At 59.5% G+C, this 16,061-nt stretch carries 19 protein-coding genes and 1 pseudogene; 7 read left to right on the top strand and 13 right to left on the bottom strand.

What is annotated here, in order from left to right; genetic code table 11:
- The first annotated feature begins 57 nt into the window (after positions 1-57).
- The 3 genes from P6U24_RS32585 (at position 58) to P6U24_RS32575 (ending at position 1,965) form a co-directional block, all read left to right on the top strand.
- A complete protein-coding gene (locus P6U24_RS32585) occupies positions 58-603 on the top strand; it encodes a carboxymuconolactone decarboxylase family protein (protein ID WP_407156507.1) in 546 nt (181 codons plus the stop codon).
- A 45-nt stretch (positions 604-648) separates the two neighbouring features.
- Positions 649-1,017 carry a hypothetical protein gene (locus P6U24_RS32580; RefSeq protein WP_407156506.1) on the top strand — a complete coding sequence of 123 codons (369 nt, stop codon included), beginning with the start codon at positions 649-651 and terminating at the stop codon, positions 1,015-1,017.
- 714 nt (positions 1,018-1,731) lie between these two features.
- Entirely contained in the window at positions 1,732-1,965 is a 234-nt protein-coding gene (locus P6U24_RS32575) for a DUF6894 family protein (protein ID WP_407156505.1), read from the top strand.
- A gap of 45 nt (positions 1,966-2,010) precedes the next feature.
- Here the strand turns inward: P6U24_RS32575 and bfr are convergent, their stop codons facing one another.
- From bfr to P6U24_RS32555, 4 genes are all read right to left on the bottom strand, one after another.
- On the bottom strand, positions 2,011-2,499 hold the full coding sequence (gene bfr, locus P6U24_RS32570) for a bacterioferritin (protein ID WP_407160667.1): 489 nt from the start codon (positions 2,497-2,499) through the stop codon (positions 2,011-2,013).
- Positions 2,500-2,623: 124 nt separating this feature from the next.
- Positions 2,624-2,887 carry a bacterioferritin-associated ferredoxin gene (locus tag P6U24_RS32565; protein ID WP_407160666.1) on the bottom strand — a complete coding sequence of 88 codons (264 nt, stop codon included), beginning with the start codon at positions 2,885-2,887 and terminating at the stop codon, positions 2,624-2,626.
- A gap of 156 nt (positions 2,888-3,043) precedes the next feature.
- Positions 3,044-3,913 carry a caspase domain-containing protein gene (locus tag P6U24_RS32560; protein WP_407156504.1) on the bottom strand — a complete coding sequence of 290 codons (870 nt, stop codon included), beginning with the start codon at positions 3,911-3,913 and terminating at the stop codon, positions 3,044-3,046.
- 630 nt (positions 3,914-4,543) lie between these two features.
- Positions 4,544-4,855 carry a hypothetical protein gene (locus tag P6U24_RS32555; protein ID WP_407156503.1) on the bottom strand — a complete coding sequence of 104 codons (312 nt, stop codon included), beginning with the start codon at positions 4,853-4,855 and terminating at the stop codon, positions 4,544-4,546.
- A 509-nt stretch (positions 4,856-5,364) separates the two neighbouring features.
- On the opposite strand from P6U24_RS32555, the gene P6U24_RS32550 reads away from it, so the two are divergent.
- Complete coding sequence (locus tag P6U24_RS32550; protein WP_407156502.1) at positions 5,365-6,429, top strand: sensor histidine kinase; 1,065 nt, start codon at positions 5,365-5,367, stop codon at positions 6,427-6,429.
- A gap of 300 nt (positions 6,430-6,729) precedes the next feature.
- The gene (locus P6U24_RS32545; protein ID WP_407156501.1) at positions 6,730-6,963 is read left to right on the top strand and encodes a DUF6894 family protein; all 234 of its coding nucleotides are present in this window, start codon (positions 6,730-6,732) and stop codon (positions 6,961-6,963) included.
- 790 nt (positions 6,964-7,753) lie between these two features.
- Here the strand turns inward: P6U24_RS32545 and hemC are convergent.
- The 7 genes and pseudogenes from hemC to P6U24_RS32510 form a co-directional block, all read right to left on the bottom strand.
- Complete coding sequence (gene hemC / locus P6U24_RS32540) at positions 7,754-8,644, bottom strand: hydroxymethylbilane synthase (RefSeq protein ID WP_407156500.1); 891 nt, start codon at positions 8,642-8,644, stop codon at positions 7,754-7,756.
- A gap of 616 nt (positions 8,645-9,260) precedes the next feature.
- Positions 9,261-9,707 (bottom strand): cytochrome C, encoded by a 447-nt coding sequence (locus P6U24_RS32535; protein WP_407156499.1) that lies wholly within the window; start codon positions 9,705-9,707, stop codon positions 9,261-9,263.
- A gap of 13 nt (positions 9,708-9,720) precedes the next feature.
- Positions 9,721-9,963, bottom strand: coding sequence for a hypothetical protein (locus tag P6U24_RS32530; protein WP_407156498.1), 243 nt, complete (start codon positions 9,961-9,963; stop codon positions 9,721-9,723).
- 9 nt (positions 9,964-9,972) lie between these two features.
- On the bottom strand, positions 9,973-11,304 hold the full coding sequence (locus P6U24_RS32525; RefSeq protein WP_407156497.1) for a c-type cytochrome: 1,332 nt from the start codon (positions 11,302-11,304) through the stop codon (positions 9,973-9,975).
- Positions 11,301-12,701: a cbb3-type cytochrome c oxidase subunit I gene (locus tag P6U24_RS32520; protein WP_407156496.1), complete on the bottom strand. Its 1,401-nt coding sequence runs from the start codon at positions 12,699-12,701 to the stop codon at positions 11,301-11,303. The genes P6U24_RS32525 and P6U24_RS32520 overlap by 4 nt, the downstream gene beginning before the upstream one ends.
- Positions 12,698-13,009, bottom strand: coding sequence for a hypothetical protein (locus P6U24_RS32515; protein WP_407156495.1), 312 nt, complete (start codon positions 13,007-13,009; stop codon positions 12,698-12,700). Before P6U24_RS32515 ends, P6U24_RS32520 begins: the two co-directional genes overlap by 4 nt.
- A 294-nt stretch (positions 13,010-13,303) precedes the next feature.
- Positions 13,304-13,357, bottom strand: a pseudogene (locus P6U24_RS32510) (hypothetical protein); the annotation flags it as partial.
- A gap of 723 nt (positions 13,358-14,080) precedes the next feature.
- Here P6U24_RS32510 and P6U24_RS32505 point away from each other — a divergent pair.
- The gene (locus P6U24_RS32505; RefSeq protein WP_407156494.1) at positions 14,081-14,401 is read left to right on the top strand and encodes a hypothetical protein; all 321 of its coding nucleotides are present in this window, start codon (positions 14,081-14,083) and stop codon (positions 14,399-14,401) included.
- Between the two features lie 19 nt (positions 14,402-14,420).
- Here the strand turns inward: P6U24_RS32505 and P6U24_RS32500 are convergent, their stop codons facing one another.
- Positions 14,421-14,798 (bottom strand): c-type cytochrome, encoded by a 378-nt coding sequence (locus P6U24_RS32500; protein WP_407156493.1) that lies wholly within the window; start codon positions 14,796-14,798, stop codon positions 14,421-14,423.
- Positions 14,799-15,413: 615 nt separating this feature from the next.
- On the opposite strand from P6U24_RS32500, the gene P6U24_RS32495 reads away from it, so the two are divergent.
- The gene (locus P6U24_RS32495; RefSeq protein WP_407156492.1) at positions 15,414-15,572 is read left to right on the top strand and encodes a hypothetical protein; all 159 of its coding nucleotides are present in this window, start codon (positions 15,414-15,416) and stop codon (positions 15,570-15,572) included.
- Positions 15,573-15,607: 35 nt separating this feature from the next.
- Here P6U24_RS32495 and P6U24_RS32490 read toward each other — a convergent pair whose 3' ends face one another.
- A complete protein-coding gene (locus P6U24_RS32490) occupies positions 15,608-16,030 on the bottom strand; it encodes a hypothetical protein (RefSeq protein WP_407156491.1) in 423 nt (140 codons plus the stop codon).
- Between the last annotated feature and the right edge of the window lie 31 nt (positions 16,031-16,061).

The raw sequence follows: 16,061 nt of genomic DNA, 5'->3' as shown, positions 1-16,061 counted from the left end.
CGGCCTGCATCGTCATCAACCTAAATAATCGTTTGCGGTCTGCAGCAGGAGGATCAAATGCCGCGTATTGCCATTCCGAAGTGCGACGACGCCCCCGCGGAATCCAAGCCGATCCTCGAGAACGTAGATAAGACGCTGGGCTTCGTGCCAAACCTGCATCGCCTCATGTCGATCAGCCCGAACGCGATCTCAGGCTGGGCTGCCCTGATGGGATCGCTTGCGAAGACGCTGGACGTCAAGACGAGAGACGGGATCGCGCTGGCGGTGTCGGAGGCGGACGGGTGCGACTACTGCCTGGCCGCTCACAGCTTCACCGCGGGCAAACTGGCCAGAATGCCCGCGGACGAAATCGAGCTGAACAGGGAGGGCCGCTCAAGCGATCCCAAGCGCCAGGCCGCGGTCGCCTTTGCGAAAGCGCTCATCGAGACGCGCGGCAAAGTTTCCGACGCCCAGTTTGCGGCAGTCAGGAATGCGGGCTGGACAGACGCCAACATCATCGAGATGATCGCGCTGACTGCCCAGTTCCTGTTGACCAACTTCATGAACAATGCGGTGCAGACCCCGATCGATTTTCCCGAAGTCAGTCCTGCGAAGCCAACCTAGCACTAGGTGCGCTCCTTTGGAGAGGGGGAGGGGCCGCCGAATCCTATGTCTCGGCGGTTCCCGCGGTGTGGTGTCAAGCTCGTCTACGAACGGCCCGAGGCCTCAGACGACACGATGGTGCTCGTCGACCGCATCTGGCCGCGCAGGCTCACGAATGAGCATGCGAGCGCCGACGTGTGGCTGAAGGACATCGCCCCGAGAGCGCTGGCCTCAGGAGCGGGTTTGGCCATGACCCGAACCGCTGGCGCGAGCTTCACAAGCGATACTCGAGGAGCTTCGCGCCATCACCTCGCGGTCGAGCACGTGACGGATCTTGTATTGTCGGGCAAGTCACGCCGCTCTCGGCACACACGACACCGAGCGCAACAACGCCATGGCGTTTGTGACTATCTCGCGTCACACTTGTCGGGGTAGATGTTCGGGATCGCAAGTTGTCGCCATTGAGCGAAAAACGCGCCAGCACGAGTGACAGTCCGGGGAAGCTCCGGGATCCTGTAATATCTTCCGCGCGATCCGACAAGGACATACGTGCCGCTACCGCGTCATCCTTCGGCAAAGCTGGCGCGCGCGTTTGGCGGATTGCCAGCTGCCTTTGACCATGGTTGCGGGCAGTGCGGCGCCGGTTGGGACCTGACACAGACCTGGGCGTTGCGCGTTCGGTCGGTGCTTCAGGCGCTGAATAGGTTCGGTGCCTTTCCTGAAGCGGCCATGCCCTGTCCTGATCCTGCTCCAACTTCGCCATTGCGATATACCATGCGTATGTGGCGCCGTACGACTCAATCAGATCCTACTTTCGAATTATTCACCCAGACTATGAGATCAGAATGTGAGCCCCTCGTACACTCGCGCGAACCACGAACCACCTCATGCGACGCATCATTGTGCAATCTCGTCAAAAACTAGGACGGGAGGACGATGTCCATAGGCGATGGGCGACAAGCGGAAAAGGCGGCTCTACTATCACGCCAGTCTCAGCGAGATAGTCCTTCACTGCGCGTTGAGCCGGCTCTCGCAATCGCGTTCCTGTGGAACCGCATCCTCAAAAATCGCAAGTCTTCATATAAGCAGGCCGGTGGGGATGGTGAACCAGTGTATCCGTCCCGAGCGTCACATCGCAGGAGGCTGAACATGCCCCATGTCTATTTTCACTGCTCAAACTTGAACGAAGCTCTGATTGATCGCTACGGCGCTGTAGTAGACGACCTCGCGGAAGCACGTGATCACGCGGCCCGTGTCGTGCGATCCCTTACCAAGGCGCGCAGCCTCGAAGATTGGCGCGGCTGGGTCCTGCACGTCAATGACGATCTGGGTGATGAGCTCTTCGTTGTTCCCTTCGCTTTCATGCTCGGGAAGCCGCATTGAAGTCGCGGTGCTGGCAGTTCAGTCAGCGAATTGCAGCGCGAAAGTTCAGTGCTCTTCAGTCTCAAGCCCACCGACATGCTTCTGGGTGTAAAGCTCGAGTCCGATCCGGTCGATCAAATCAAGCTGCGTCTCGAGGAAATCGACGTGATGTTCCTCGTCCATCATCAGGTTCTCGAACAGGTCGCGGGTAACATAATCCTTCACGGAATGACAATGCGTCGCCGCCTCTTGGTAGAGCGCACGCGCGCTCATCTCGGCGGCGAGGTCGCAATCGATGATTTCCTTGACGTTCTGGCCGATCCGCAAGGGATCGAGCGTCTGCATGTTGGGAAAGCCTTCAAGGAAGATTATCCGGTCGGTGATGCGATCGGCATGCTGCATCTCCTCGATCGACTCTTTGCGCCAGACCCTGGCCATGTCCGAGAGGCCCCAATTGGCCAGCAGCCGGTAATGCAACCAATACTGGTTGATGGCAGTGAGCTCGTGACGCAGTCCCTTGTTAAGATACTCGATGACTTTGGGGTCGCCCTGCATGATGAGCTCCAACGCTTGAGGCCGGGTCTTGGCCTTCGTTAGTTTAGAACGATTCTGAGGAAGAACAAGCAGGCATCCCCCGCGTACGAAGCCAAGGGACACCTATCCAGCAAACCCAGGGAACTTAGAACGCTGTTGGCGCGAAGTTGGGCTCATCCTGCGCATCATCCGTGATCCGGCGGTGCGGGCAGCCGGCCGGACAGGCTAGTGCACATTCCCTGGAGGCTTCGTCGATGATCGTCTTGATGGTACGCCCGCAGCGGCCGCATTCGACGCTGCAGCCAAGGCAGTCATAGATCTGCTTGGCATTGCGCAGCGCGTCATCGGCCGTGTTCACGGCTTGTCGAATATCATGGTCGCTGACGACATTGCAGGAACAGACGATCATGAAACGCGAAAAAACCTTCAGCGATGCGACGTCATCGATACGGGACGGCACCATGGCGCGTTGGAGGTTCGAAACAAAGCTTAGATGACGAGTGGCGCCCTCCATGGAAGCCGGTCTTGACCTTTGATCTTTGGAGGTCAGCAAGAATCTGTTTGATCACTCGCGGCGACCGTTAGCTGCGGAGCCGACGGAGGAAACAGGAGCGCCGCTCTGTGCCGGCCAAAGATCAACGCTTTCGGTTAGCGTAGATGACACAGCTGGGATCTGCTGGCCCTGAGTAGCAGCCACTACTAGGTCTCGGGTGTTGTTGAAGACCTCCTCAATCCTCTTAGATGGGTCCATCTGCGTAAGAAGAGCGGTCATCAGCGGGCTATGTAATTCATTCGCGTCTTCGACGACATGGCCAGGCTCTGCTGAGCTCAGGATGAGCGCGTTCTCACTCGTTCGAATGGTTGCGAGTCCGTGTGAGTACGCCCGGAAGCGTCGCTCGTAAGGATTGCGGCGTGAAGCCTCGATGACTGCGAGCCTGACGCGTGCTCCGGAAGTCTTCAGTTGCGAAAGGAGATGGTCAATGCTTACGCCCTGTCGACGGACGTCTTCTTCACTCCAGATCGTCGCGTCGACCGGGATTAAGTAATTCTGTCCGTCAGATTGGACGCCGTAACCGCCGAAATAGACTAACACAATTGAGTTCAAATGTACTCTTGCCCTTAGATGATCGATTGCGCGGGTCATGTCGGTGCGCGTCGCATTGTCAATAGCGTCGACCAGAAAGCCATCCTTGCGAAGAGCATTTGTCAAAGCGTCCGCATCACGTATCATTTGGGAAAGAGGAGAGCCGGCATCGGGATAGGTGGAATTGCCAATCACCAGAGCTAGCCGATTAGCATCGAGGAGTGCGGGATCACCCGACCTGGTGGGGGCGCTCATGGGCCGAGGCGTCTCCAACCGCATTGTCTTGTCGAGGCCGGTTGAGAGCAAGGCGAGCAGGACTGCAACGCCGACCAATATCTTGGGAATTGCCATTTCATTATGGTCTCCAATTCGTCGAGGAAACGGTGCTCCCCGTAAGATGGCTTGGCTCTTCCAGCATTCGCGCGGCAGTCGCCCGGTCGCGTGCCGCCGTTGCGTCCTTCAATTGCGTCGCGCCGTCCAGTAGCCTGAGCATCTTGCCCTTCCTGAGTGGCCGCTCCAGGTCCCCCGACCGGACGTTGCGAACAATTTGCCCGCACCCGTGGCATATTTGTCTTGGACCATCACCGAAGCGCGAACCACACCGGATCTTGCGACGTAACCTCGAAATCGCACGAGATTCGGATGCGTGACGTTTCCGTTGGTCACATTGACAGTAAAGTTGTAACTAGAATCGCAGGTTCCTCTTTGCGTCACGAAGACGAGATCCCAAGAGCCGTCGAAGGCCGAGCGCCCGTATGCTGCCGGCGCAAAGACAACGAAGCAGCTCGCTGTCGCGATCAGAAGGGAACGCGTTGTCATAATGGTTCTTTCAACTAGTTGAGGCGGACATCAACCGGGCGACGGCTGCTGCCGAAACTCTCGAAAATGAGTGAGGTGCGTATGACCGAAGGACGCCAAATCTCTCAAATACATGTTGGCTAGCGGCGGCTTGAGAGAGCCGCGCGCTGCCAAGCGTTGGCCTTACCACCAGCCGTAAGAGAAGCCGGGACGGTAATAGGTGGGATAGCTCCAATATGAATTGTAGGTCGGATAGTCCCAGTACGAATTGTAGGTGGGATAGCCCCAGTACGAATCATGGGTGGGATAGCCCCGGTACGAAGGGTAGGGGGGACCCCGCCGCACCTGATAGCGCACGTCCGTCGTCACGGCTGGTACCGCGGCCTTGATCGAGGTGCCATTGATCGGCGCAGCAGACGAGTTGGCCGTGGCGGTCACTGCGATAGGAACAGCAATCGCAAGCGCAATCGCGAGGCTGCGGACTTGAATCGTCATAGTAGCTCCTGTTCGGTTTTAACCACCCCACGAGAATGACCTGTGCAACGCCAGCAAGGGAAATGACCTCTCGCCATAGAGTCGATAGACGATCATTATTATCGCCACGCCGCGTACCACCACGGCGCCGTCCTTGATCATGACGCCGCTCCAGCGGTGAATTTGTCGTGCGCCGCGTTGCCCACCGGATGAGAGACCGAGGGGCAAGACAGGGAAAGACATCGCACATTTCTCAGATGGCAGGATGCCTCCCAACAGTCGAAGAAACCATATCGGCCCGAGCTCTTCGCCGAGCTTTGGGATCCAATGGACCCCGCTTGGTGCGCTCGATGTTGTGGTTCATACCAAATGCCGGCGAGCTCCGATAACGGTCGGCTATCGACTCCATGGCGAGAGGTGATTTTCCTTTTGACCCTCATGGATTCAATCTTCGAGCCATCGTCGGCAGCCCTCGTGTACGGGCCGAAGTCGGCGTTCCGTTGAACGATCATGGGGGCAGCAGGTCCGACATGCAGATCAAAGAGACAATCGGCCTTTCATTCGGCGGCTCTGTCGAACATCCGTCGCCGGAGGATGTCGTCGTGCTCGTGGACGGCGCCGGTGTCGCATTTGGAGTGCAGCGTGCGTTCAGCGCAAGATTGAGTGACATGCGCGATAGCGGTAACGGCCTCGTCGCCTCCAGGTACCTGGAAATCCCGCTCGTCGGGTCCGACGGCGAGGTCTCGGGGATTTTGTGCTACACTAGCCCGCCGTCCGACACGCGAGGCGCGGCCGCCGCTGGCGGGCAGGCGAGCGTGAGGGCGATAGCGGACCCGGCACAGTTCGTCCACGACACCAACAACCTTCTCGCCGTTATCGGGAGCGGCCTCCGGCTGCTCGAGTGCCAGAGCGATGCTGCGTACCGAAAGGCGATTGTCGAAAAAATGCGAGAGGCGATCACGCGAGGCGCGTTGCTTACCCGGCAGCTCCTTGACGTTGCGCGACCGGGCCCAACGTCGATCGACGGGTTTGTCGCAGGCTGTCGCCTCGCAGCCATGGCGGGCTCGCTTGATCAGGCATCGAGTCCGGACATCACGGTCCGCACCGAGACCGTCCCTGACTTATGGGCCTTCAATGCCGACCCGGAAGAGCTGTACTTCGCTTTGCTGAACCTCTGCCGAAACTCGGCCGATGCTATGCCGGACAGCGGCGTAATCACTGTCACCGTGCGCAATGTCGAAGCTTCCTGCGACGCGGTTCAGGAATTCGTCGAGATCATCGTCGCCGACAAGGGGGAGGGGATGCCCGAGGACGTCCTCTCGCAGGCGTTCACCCCGTACTACTTGGCAAAGGCCGCGGGCAGCGGCACCGGCCTCGGGCTCCCCCAGGTCCGGCGCTTCGCTGAAGGGCGAGGCGGCGCAGTCAGTATAGAGAGCAAGCGGGGTATAGGCACGCTGGTGCGCCTCCTACTCCCGCGCGCCCATGCAGCCGGGCGTCCCGGCGGTATCGCCGGCAAGGAGATCGCGTACACGCCGTCGTCCGGCGGCGACGTATTTCACCTCGTCAACCCAGCGACGGCTGCGTCGAAGACCTAGCCGGCGCGAACACCTGGAGACCGGTTCAGCGATGGAGCTCATGATCCCGCTTGGCCGCCTCGACCGGGCGGTCGACCACGAGACCGACCACGCGATCTTGGCGGCCCTGCAGTGCGGACACGCGTAGCTACCGTACTCGGCAAGCGTGATCTCCGCACAGTGGGGCCGAGCACGTGCGCGAACAGGAGATCTTGCGCTGAGTCTACCTACCAGTACGACAGTAACAGCAGTCGGTGACGGCGACGAAACCAGCAACACTGAGGTATCGTGGCGAACCGTTGCATTTGAAGGAGGTTGAACATGACCCAGGTATATTTCCACTGCTCGAACACGAAGAAGGTCTTCGTCGATCGCCGCGGCGCCATTTTGGACGATCTTGCTGAGGCTCGCGATCATGCGACCCGTCTCGTGCGATCGTTAACCGGCGAGCGCAGCCTCGAGGATTGGCGTGACTGGGTCTTGCATGTCAGCGACGACCAGGGCGATGAGCTCTTCGTTGTGCCCTTCACTTTCGTGCTCGGCGAGCCGAACTAAGGTCCCATGCTCGGCGCGATCCTTCGGGCAGAGGCGCACATGTCCCACTTAGAAAACAGGCGGCTGGAGCTCCGCGAAGATTCTCTTCAGCTTGCCGCGAAGATATCGCCAGATTCCAGCGAAGTAGGTGTCATCGCCCTAATCGGGCCGACCGTCGGTGCGCATAGCATCTCGTTGGATCAAGCTGGCCTGGATGGCTGCTCATTTCACGATCATTGCCCGTGACCGCGGTGGAGGGTGTGGCGAAGCTGCCGCAAAGGGCCTGCCGCACGCGGCACGGATCCTAGATCGTTGGCATCTCATTGAGGATACCAGGCGGGCCGCCGTCCGCAAATCGATGCGCCAGGTCCGCCCTGCAAACGCCGCGACAGCAATCGATCACAAACTGCTCACGGCGACCGAGCGTCTGCAGTATGATGAAGAATACCTTTCGCGTGCAGCATCGCTATCACCTACCCCCGATCCGGGTGCGTGTTATTGCCGGCTTCCGCAGGTAACTCCGGCCGGGTGTAAGGATTACGCTTTGATTTCGGGCCACGCCAAAGGCCAAGTCCTGGGCGCTGCGCGGCCTCGACCCATCCAGCTCGGCGCGGCGAGGGGGACCATGCGCTTAAGCCGATATGCGGCTGGACACGACCACCCAGCTTTGCGCTTCGGGCCGTTGCGGCAGTTTTCGGGCTTTGCAACTGGTCTCGCTCAAATTGCCTGCGGAGTTCTGGCGCTTTGCCATCTATGTTGGCTTCCTAAGAAAACAAAGTCGTTATGCGAGGTAGCGAATTCAGATTGACGTTTACTCTTCCGCGATATGGGGCGCAGCCTTCAGTATCTCCTCCGCACCTTGCTGAAGAAGTTTATGCCCGAGACTTCTGCCTATTGCCTCGGCCTGATCGGCCAGACCCACGCTTTCATCGACAATCTTCGTTTGTCCATCTGGATGAGTCACCTGTCCTCGAAGTGTAAATGTCCCGGCGTGCCAGCTGGAAGAGACCCCGACGGGTAGGCTACAACCCGCATCGAGACTTCTCATCAATGCGCGTTCTGCATCCACTTCTGTGCGCGCTTGCCGGTCCTCAATCTTTTGAAGCAGCGCTATGAGTGCTGTATCCTCTTCTCGAGCTTCGGCCGCGAGAGCGCCTTGGCCGACTGCATATGGGAAAACATTCGCGTCGAAAATCTGTGAGGCCTCATGTAGCAATCCGAACCGGGACAAGCCCGCCGCCGCCAATAGAGTCGCGTCTATTCCCTCTCGGTTTTTTGCTTTACGCAGCCTTGAAGAAACGTTCCCTCGGAGAGGTCGAATATCCAGACCACCGCATAGAGCGAGAAGTTGAGCTTTGCGACGAATTGAACCAGTGCCGACACGCAGCCCTTGTCGTAGCTGATCCAGTGTAACGCCACAAATGGCGTCGCGAGGATCCTCTCTTTTGGGAACGGCCGCCAATACCAAGCCGGGCTGCAATCTTGTCGGAAGATCTTTGAGGGAATGAACGACCAGGTCAACTTCGTTGCGCAGAAGCGTGTCTTCGCTCTCCTTCGTGAAAGCTCCGATGCCGCCAATCTGCTGAAACCCCGAACGTCGATCTCTATCTCCAACCGAGCTAAGGAAGACCATCCGTAGCTCAGCAGCCGGCTCGACGCTACGAATAAGATCGGCGATGTGATTGGCTTGCCAGCGGGCCAAATCACTTCGCCTGGTACCAAGCCGAATTTCCACGATCAAACCTGTTGCTTTTTGAGTGGTTCGTCGATCTCTAGTGCTCCGTCACCAACGATCGGCACCTGCTCGTTTGGCCGCACGGCAGAACTTTGGTGCGGTGGTCTTTGCATGAGCATCTTCCCTCGGACCTAATTTCATCAATTCACACTCGCCCGAAACGGAGAAGCAGCCAATAAATCGCAACTTTAATGAGCGGCTGGACCAAACAGAGAACGAAGAGTGCCGTTTCGACGAGAATGGAGTGTGCAACCTGCGGCTGCGAGCGCGCCGGATACGTCCATGCATCGTTTCAAGTCCAAAGAGTCGAGGTGAAACGCCGCACGGTGAGCTGCCAACAGCCGCGTTCATAACGAAAAGATAAGGGTCGCAGAGCGGTGATCGAAATATCATGTGCGACGGCATCACGCTAACCTCAGGGAAGCCTCCGTCGTCGAGAGCCAAAGCCCCCCGATCAGATCGCGTCGCTTTCTGATCGCCTCCACGCCGTGTGTCATGAACGCGTATATTCGTCTGAGTTGTGGATATCCAGAGAGGTCAGCAGCCACAGTTCATCATTGAGCTCGGTTGATCTCGGGGCGAACTATTCGAATGGATTCATTGACGTGGAATAGGTTGGCGTTTTCGCGTAATCCTCCGGAACGTTCCAAAGAGTTGCGACATACCAGGCGGTCCAAGCAGCCACCAGCAGGCTCAGCACCCACACCCAAACCGGGATAGGCGAGGGCGATTCCGCCCGGTGCGGCTCGAACGGCTCTTCTGCTCCAAACGCGTTCACCTTGAAGCGCACCGTACCGTGAACAACCGTCCCATCGCCAAGTCCTGTGATCGTAATCCCGGGGCCATTGCGGACCTGGAATCGAAGGCGTCGGACGCCGACTTGGCCGGTGGCGTCTTGCGCTTCGATGCGCAGACCGTGCTCGCCGTCGGCAAGGGTCTTGGTGTCGAGCGCTATCTCGGTCGGCGGCCGCTGATCGGTGACCGGATCGGGCGTGTCGTCGAGGTAGATGCGGATGCGCGGATCGGGCACGTGTTGCGTTCCTCTAACGGTCGGCGTCCAGGACGCGATATTTTGGATGGTCGGGGTCCCGTTCGCCGGGGTCGATGAGCATCCACAGCGCCGCCACGATGCAGCTGAGGGTCACGAGGCCAGCCCCACCCGCCACTAGCACGTTGCCGAGTAGTGGTCCGGCAAGACTATGCTCGCCGGCGCCACTAGCCGTCGCAGGCGCAGTGCAGAGGTAGCCAAGCGCCGAGAGAATCCAGGCGGTAATCGTGTCGGTCATTGTCGCCTCCTAATTCTTGGCGCGGAGCTTAGCGACATCGGCAGGCGTCACCAATAGCCCCTGGTTTCCCCATGAAGTGCGCTCGTGATTGATGATATCGGCGATCTGCTGATCAGAGAGTTTGTCAGCGAACGGCGGCATCTCCACCTCGTACTTCTGGCCGTTGATCGCCTTACCACTGAGCCCGCGCAGGGTGGTGGTGATGTGTTCGGCAGGGTCAGTGGCGTTAACGACCTGATCGCCCGCAAGTGGCGGAAAGGTGCCAGGCACCCCCTTGCCCTCGGCACCGTGACACGCGGCGCAGTTATCGGCGAATAGCTTTGATGCTTCCGCGGCATCGAACGCCGGCGCCTGGGCCACTACCGGCGAGGCCTGTGCCGGCCGCGCTGCCTGCTGCTGAGGTGGCTCGTTGGCGCGCGCTGCGACGACATCAGCCGCGCTGATCAATGCACCACGATTGCCCCAAGAGGAGCGCTCGTGGTCGATGATATCGGCGATTTGCTGATCGGACAATTGATCGGCGAACGCCGGCATCTGCGCTTCATAGTTTTGGCCGTTGATCACCTGTCCGCTAAGTCCATGCAGCACAGCGCGAATGTGTACCGTAGGATTGGCGGCGTTAACCACGGGATCCCCGGCGAGTGGCGGAAACGTTCCTGGCACACCCTCGCCTTTCGCGCCGTGGCAGGATGCGCAGTTGTCGGCGAACAATGCTGCACCCTTCGTAGCATCAAACCCTTGGGGCCCGCCTGAACGACCCGAAGGCGGGGCGCCGGGCTCGGTCGGGGCGAGCACGGGCTGCTTCAGCGATAACAGATAAGCGACCAGCGCCTTGCCGTCGTCGCTGGGGATGACGGCAGCACCGCCTGGCGCGAACTGCGGCGGTAACGGCACCGCTTTCTCTCCGGGAGGTAACTTGTCCACGACCCTGAACAGCCAGGGAAAGGCCGGCATGATCGATTGCGGCACCACTGCGCGCGGCTGGTAGAGATGGATGTACTGCCATATGCTACTCGATTGCCGCGTGCCGATATTGCTGAGGTCCGGACCGTTGCGCTCCGAACCCAGCAATTCCGTGGTCTGGTAGGCATAGTCGCCCGGCGCAGACGGACGGCCAAAGGGTTTATCTCCGGAGATCGGGCGTACTTGCTGGGTATGGCAATAGAAGCAGCCTTCCGAGACATAGACATCACGACCTCGCGCCTCAAGCGGGGTCAGCGGCTTAAGTCCCGGGGTCGGAGGCACCTTCGACAGCCACATTCCTGGCAGCACGCCCATAAGGATCGCCAATCCAACGTAGATCAGCGTTGAACCGCCCGAAATCGCCAATGACCTGTTCATGCCGGCACCGCCTTCGCTGCGGCAATCTCGGCGTAGGACCGACCGTAGGTCATTGTCCAGACATTGAAAGCGAAGACGAGATGGCCGGCGAACATCAGCGAGCCGCCGACGGACCGCCACAACCAATATGGCGCTGCATCCTCCACCGACTGGATGAAGGTGAGCCCTCGAAACCAATCGAGCCCCTGAATGGTGCCGGCGGCCGACAGCGCCACAACGTAAATAGCAACACCGATGGCAGACAGCCAGAAATGGATGCCCATGGCCAGGTTGTAGGGATACTTGCCGGTGGCGCGCGGCAACAGTGCATAGATCCCACCCCAGATCGCGAAGGTGATGAAGCCATACATCGTCAGGTGTGAGTGCCCTACGGTGTAATTGGTCAGATGCCAGAGCTGCTGCAGCGAGCGGAATGCCTCCAATGTGCCTTGCGCCGAGCCCAGCAGATAGCCGTAGACGCCGACTAGGATGAACATCGCGGGCGAGCGATATACCCATTCGTGACGCCCCCGGAAAGTGAGAAGGAAGTTCGCGCTGCCGCTCAGCACCGGGACCAGCATGGCCACGCTGAAGACGATGGCCGTGGTCTGCAGCCACCAGGGCAGCGGACTGAATTCAAAATGGTGAGCGCCGATGATCGGATAAAAGATGAGATTGGTCCAGAATGCAAAGACGCCGAGCGAATACGAATAGATCGGCCGATTCAAGAGCTTCGGCAGCGCATAGTAGGACACACCGAGCGATAGGGGCGTGAACCACAGTCCGACCGCGTTGTGCATGAAGAAGGCCTGTACCGCGACTTGACCCAGTCCGAACTGGTACCATGGCAGCATCGACACCACGACCATAACAAGCGTCCACAGCGTACCCCCGATGGTATACCAGTTAGAAATATAGATGTGCTCGCCGTCCCGGTGCTCGACAGTGGCAATCATGTTCCAGACCGCGGTGATCAAACCAAGTCCGAAGATTACGCGAACCCACCACAGCCATTCGCGATACTCCTGGCCGTAGTTGAAGCCGAGATCGAGTGTGATCGTGCCCAGCACCGCGGCGAGATTGAGGAGCGCAAGACTGATCCATGCAAGGCGCTCGCTGTAGAGCCGCGCGCCCGAGCTGCGTGCGCCGACGAACAGCGCAAGCCCGATCAGCGCCTGGCTCGCCCAGGCATAGAATGTTCCGTTGGTGTGGATCGCGCGCAGCCGTCCGAACGACAGCGCCGGCGTGGTCGCGAAATCCGGATAGGCGAATTTGAAGCTGACCAGGAGTCCCACGGCCGTGGTGAGTACGAGCCAGATTGTCGCCGACGCCACGTAAGCGGCGAATATCCGCGCAAGAACGGGGTCATCCGGAGCGGCTGTGCGAAGTGGAATGGCTGCGGCGCTGTCTGACATCATCCGCCTCTCTGTCTTCTCGACGAGGTCGTCCAGCGATGCCCCGAGGCGCGCCAAAAGCTTGAGGGCATCGGGGTAGTCACCCGCATCTTCTTTTCCATCAGCGAGAATTCGGCCGGCTTGCCGGATTCATCGAGAGAAGCAGGCGCAATCAGGTTCGCCTTCTCGTCGCGGCTGAGTTGGCCGGAGACATGGATCGTGTCACCAAGTTCGATCGCCTGCGCGTACCCATCGGTATCTTCCCACGGCACACCGAAATAGGCGGCCTCCTTACCACTTGCTGCAGCTGCGTTTAGCTCTTTGCTGTGCATTATCGGGCCTCGTGTCTTTTCAATGTGGCATGCGTCTCGGTGGCGGCACTGAAAGTTCGGTACGAAGGTGCTTTGGAGAATGACGCTGCAACGCCGGCGAGGGAAATCACCTCTCGCCATAGAGTCGATAGACGATCGTAATTGCCGCCCCGCCGCGTGATGTCGCAGCGAGAACTGCCACCAGCCGCATCTACAGAGATTCGAGTTGCTGCCCTTGGACCAATCGAGGTTGCGCGTACTAACCCGCCGCCGTACTTCCGTCGAGCGCAAGCCTCCGCCCGATACGATCATATGCAGATGCGTATGGTGGGTGAGGGCCGAGCGCCAGGCATGGAGCGCGGCGGTGATACCGGTCCGCCCGCCGAGGCGCTCGGGATCGCTTTCTATCGCGAGCGTCGTGTCGCGGCCGCTTTCATCACAGGTTATAGATCACGCGCATGCTCAACTAGGAGATGGCGCGCAGCTCGCCGGACAGCGTGTAGACGACTTGAAGATACGGCACCTGAATCCGACTACTTCGCCAAGGGGCCTAATAACAGTCTGCGGCCACGACTCCCGGTCAGCCCCCGCGAGCGGACGTTTCCATCGGGCGAGCGCCATAAACCTTCGTATTGGATCCGCGCCCCCTTGAGATGCGCAACATTTACCTACGTTTAATTGAACCGCCGATCGCGATCGTCTTAGCTACGGATATGCGGTAGCGACCCCCTAAGCCGACCCCGCTATCGCTGCCCTCGTTGGGCGTTTCCTCCCCAGACTTGGGCCGCCTGCGGCAGCGCAGGCGGCCGTCCTTTTTGTATGTGCCCGTCAGGGTCGGCAGCAATTCCGCGCCAGCACAGATTCAACGGATGCGCAGCCTGGCTTGAAGCTTTTCTGTAGCGGGGCAAAATGGTCGGGAAGGCATCTGCGAGTCCGTTCATGGCCCGTTTCTGACCTGCCGGTCGACGACGAAGACATCGCTCACAGCGTTCAATCGGAAGCAAGCAATCGGTGAACCGATAGGCCGCTGTCGACCCTGGTTGTGTGAAACGCTGTGCTTCTATCGTGATTTCTCGTGAGTCTTAGGGGTCGATGGAGCGCTTCGTTGAAGAGGCGGACTGTGGGCCATGGACGCTATTGCCCGAATGCCTCGACGATTGTCTCGACGAGGGTGACCCAGTTCGCATGATCGATGGGTTTGTGGATGCGCTCGATCTGGCAGAGATGAACGTCCAGGGGGGCGAGCCGGGCGACCTGGGCGGCCATCGTACCATCCTCGTTCTTCTGAAGCTGTACGGTTATCTGAACCTGGTGCAGTCGAGCCGGCGGCTCGAACGAAAAGCCGGACGAACTGCGATCGTGGGCATGAAGGCGGTCGAAATGGTCGCGTTGTCAGCGCACGCGAATTGCTGACACCTCGCTCGACGCGCCGCTACTTCAACGTAGCAAGGTAAGCAACGAGGTCCGCCCGGTCCGTCGGGTCTTTGAGCCCTGCGTAGGGCATCCTGTTTCCGGGCACCACCTTCTGTGGCGATTCCAAATACTCATCAAGGATCTTCGCATCCCAGACAATGCCGGACTTCTTCATAGCGTCGCTGTAGCGGAAGCTGGGAACCGTACCCGCCTTCCTGCCGATGATTCCCGCCAGGCCCGGCCCGACGCGATCGGCATGATCCGTCGCATGGCATGCTGCACAAGGTTTGAAGATGGTCTTTCCGTGCTCCGCGTCCTGCGCGTATGCGGGATTCGCGGTTGCTCGGGCAAGTGCGAGCACCGCGATAAACGCACCAATCTTTCCTGCGCCTTGCATTGGGAACCTCCTTTTTAGATCGGGATCAGGGGGGCGCGGTTGCGCAGCGTAATCGTTGAGGTGGTCGCCAACTCCAAGCGTGAGTGCCCCAGCGGGCTTGTCGTCACTTTGGTCATTGGAGTTGCGGTCCACTTTTTTATCGCGGCATAGTCGCGTGATCATCCATTTGGGAGGTGTCCCCTCTATGCAGCAGAGCGTGGGGTCGCCTCATGCGGAGCGCAGTCAGCCTAACGCACGTTCGCGGTCGGGCCGGTCGAAGCCGCTCAGCTGATCGGAGCGAGCGCCGCCACAGTGGTGGCGAGCAGCGAGACGGCAACAGAGAGGCCGACGGTCCTCTGTAATTTCGTGGAGCTCCCTTGCTGCCTGCTCGCGGCACGGTGACTCGCCGCAACGGATTCATCACTATTTCAATCGCTGTGGAGTCGACCGCGTCTGCTCGGCCGGCCCAGTGGACCTCAGGATCGGGCGCAGCCGGCGAAATTAGAAATTCCGTTTGGATATGCATTCGATAAGCATGGGGTATCGTTGCCTAAAAGCGCTGAGCGCGTCGGCGGTCTGTCTTCGATCAGCGATCAAGGAGCACCGTACTCGGGGTGTTGGGCGTCGGAAAGCACGATGATCGCGAACAAAGACGAACGGCACTCGATCAAGGTGTTCGATCACTCGGTCAAGGGCGAGACCGATCGCTTTCGCCTATCGGTCCGTGAAAACCTGACAGGTCCCGGCGCCGAGAAAGGCGCGGAGCGGTTCGCTGATCAGTCGGGAAACACTTAGTTCGGCACGTTCGACCAGATCACCACGCTGCATGACTACTGCGAACAGACGCTGGCGACCGACCACAAGCTGAGATCATGCGTGTGAAGCGGTTGAGCGAGCAGCGCGCGTCGCGTGTATGAGGTGGGGCTAAGCCCCCGTAGATTGAAAATGCGGTTTGTTTGCAAGGTGTTAGCCGCTTCATAATCTAGCATCTCCTCGCCAAGCTGCCGCACACAGTCCCGCAAATTAATCGAGGTCTCACATCGATAATTGACGAAGACGCCATCATCACCGAACTGGCCGAGATCGAGCTCATGCTGCAGGACAAAAGACTCAGCGTGGATGCCCGCTTCGCGCTGATGGGGCGAGCCAAGCCTTGCGACACGTCCTCGATCCCGAAACCTGGCAAGCAGCCTCGCCAAACAGTCGATCAGCTCGACGCGCGGCCCGATGAAGCGGTAACGCCGTGTCGCCACTAGCGCGCCTGGCGCGTCGCATGTGCGCAGG

This window comes from Bradyrhizobium sp. STM 3557, assembly GCF_045571465.1.
GTDB lineage: Bacteria > Pseudomonadota > Alphaproteobacteria > Rhizobiales > Xanthobacteraceae > Bradyrhizobium.
Note: the sequence above shows the minus strand (reverse complement) of the source record. Positions and strands in the feature narration are given on the sequence as shown.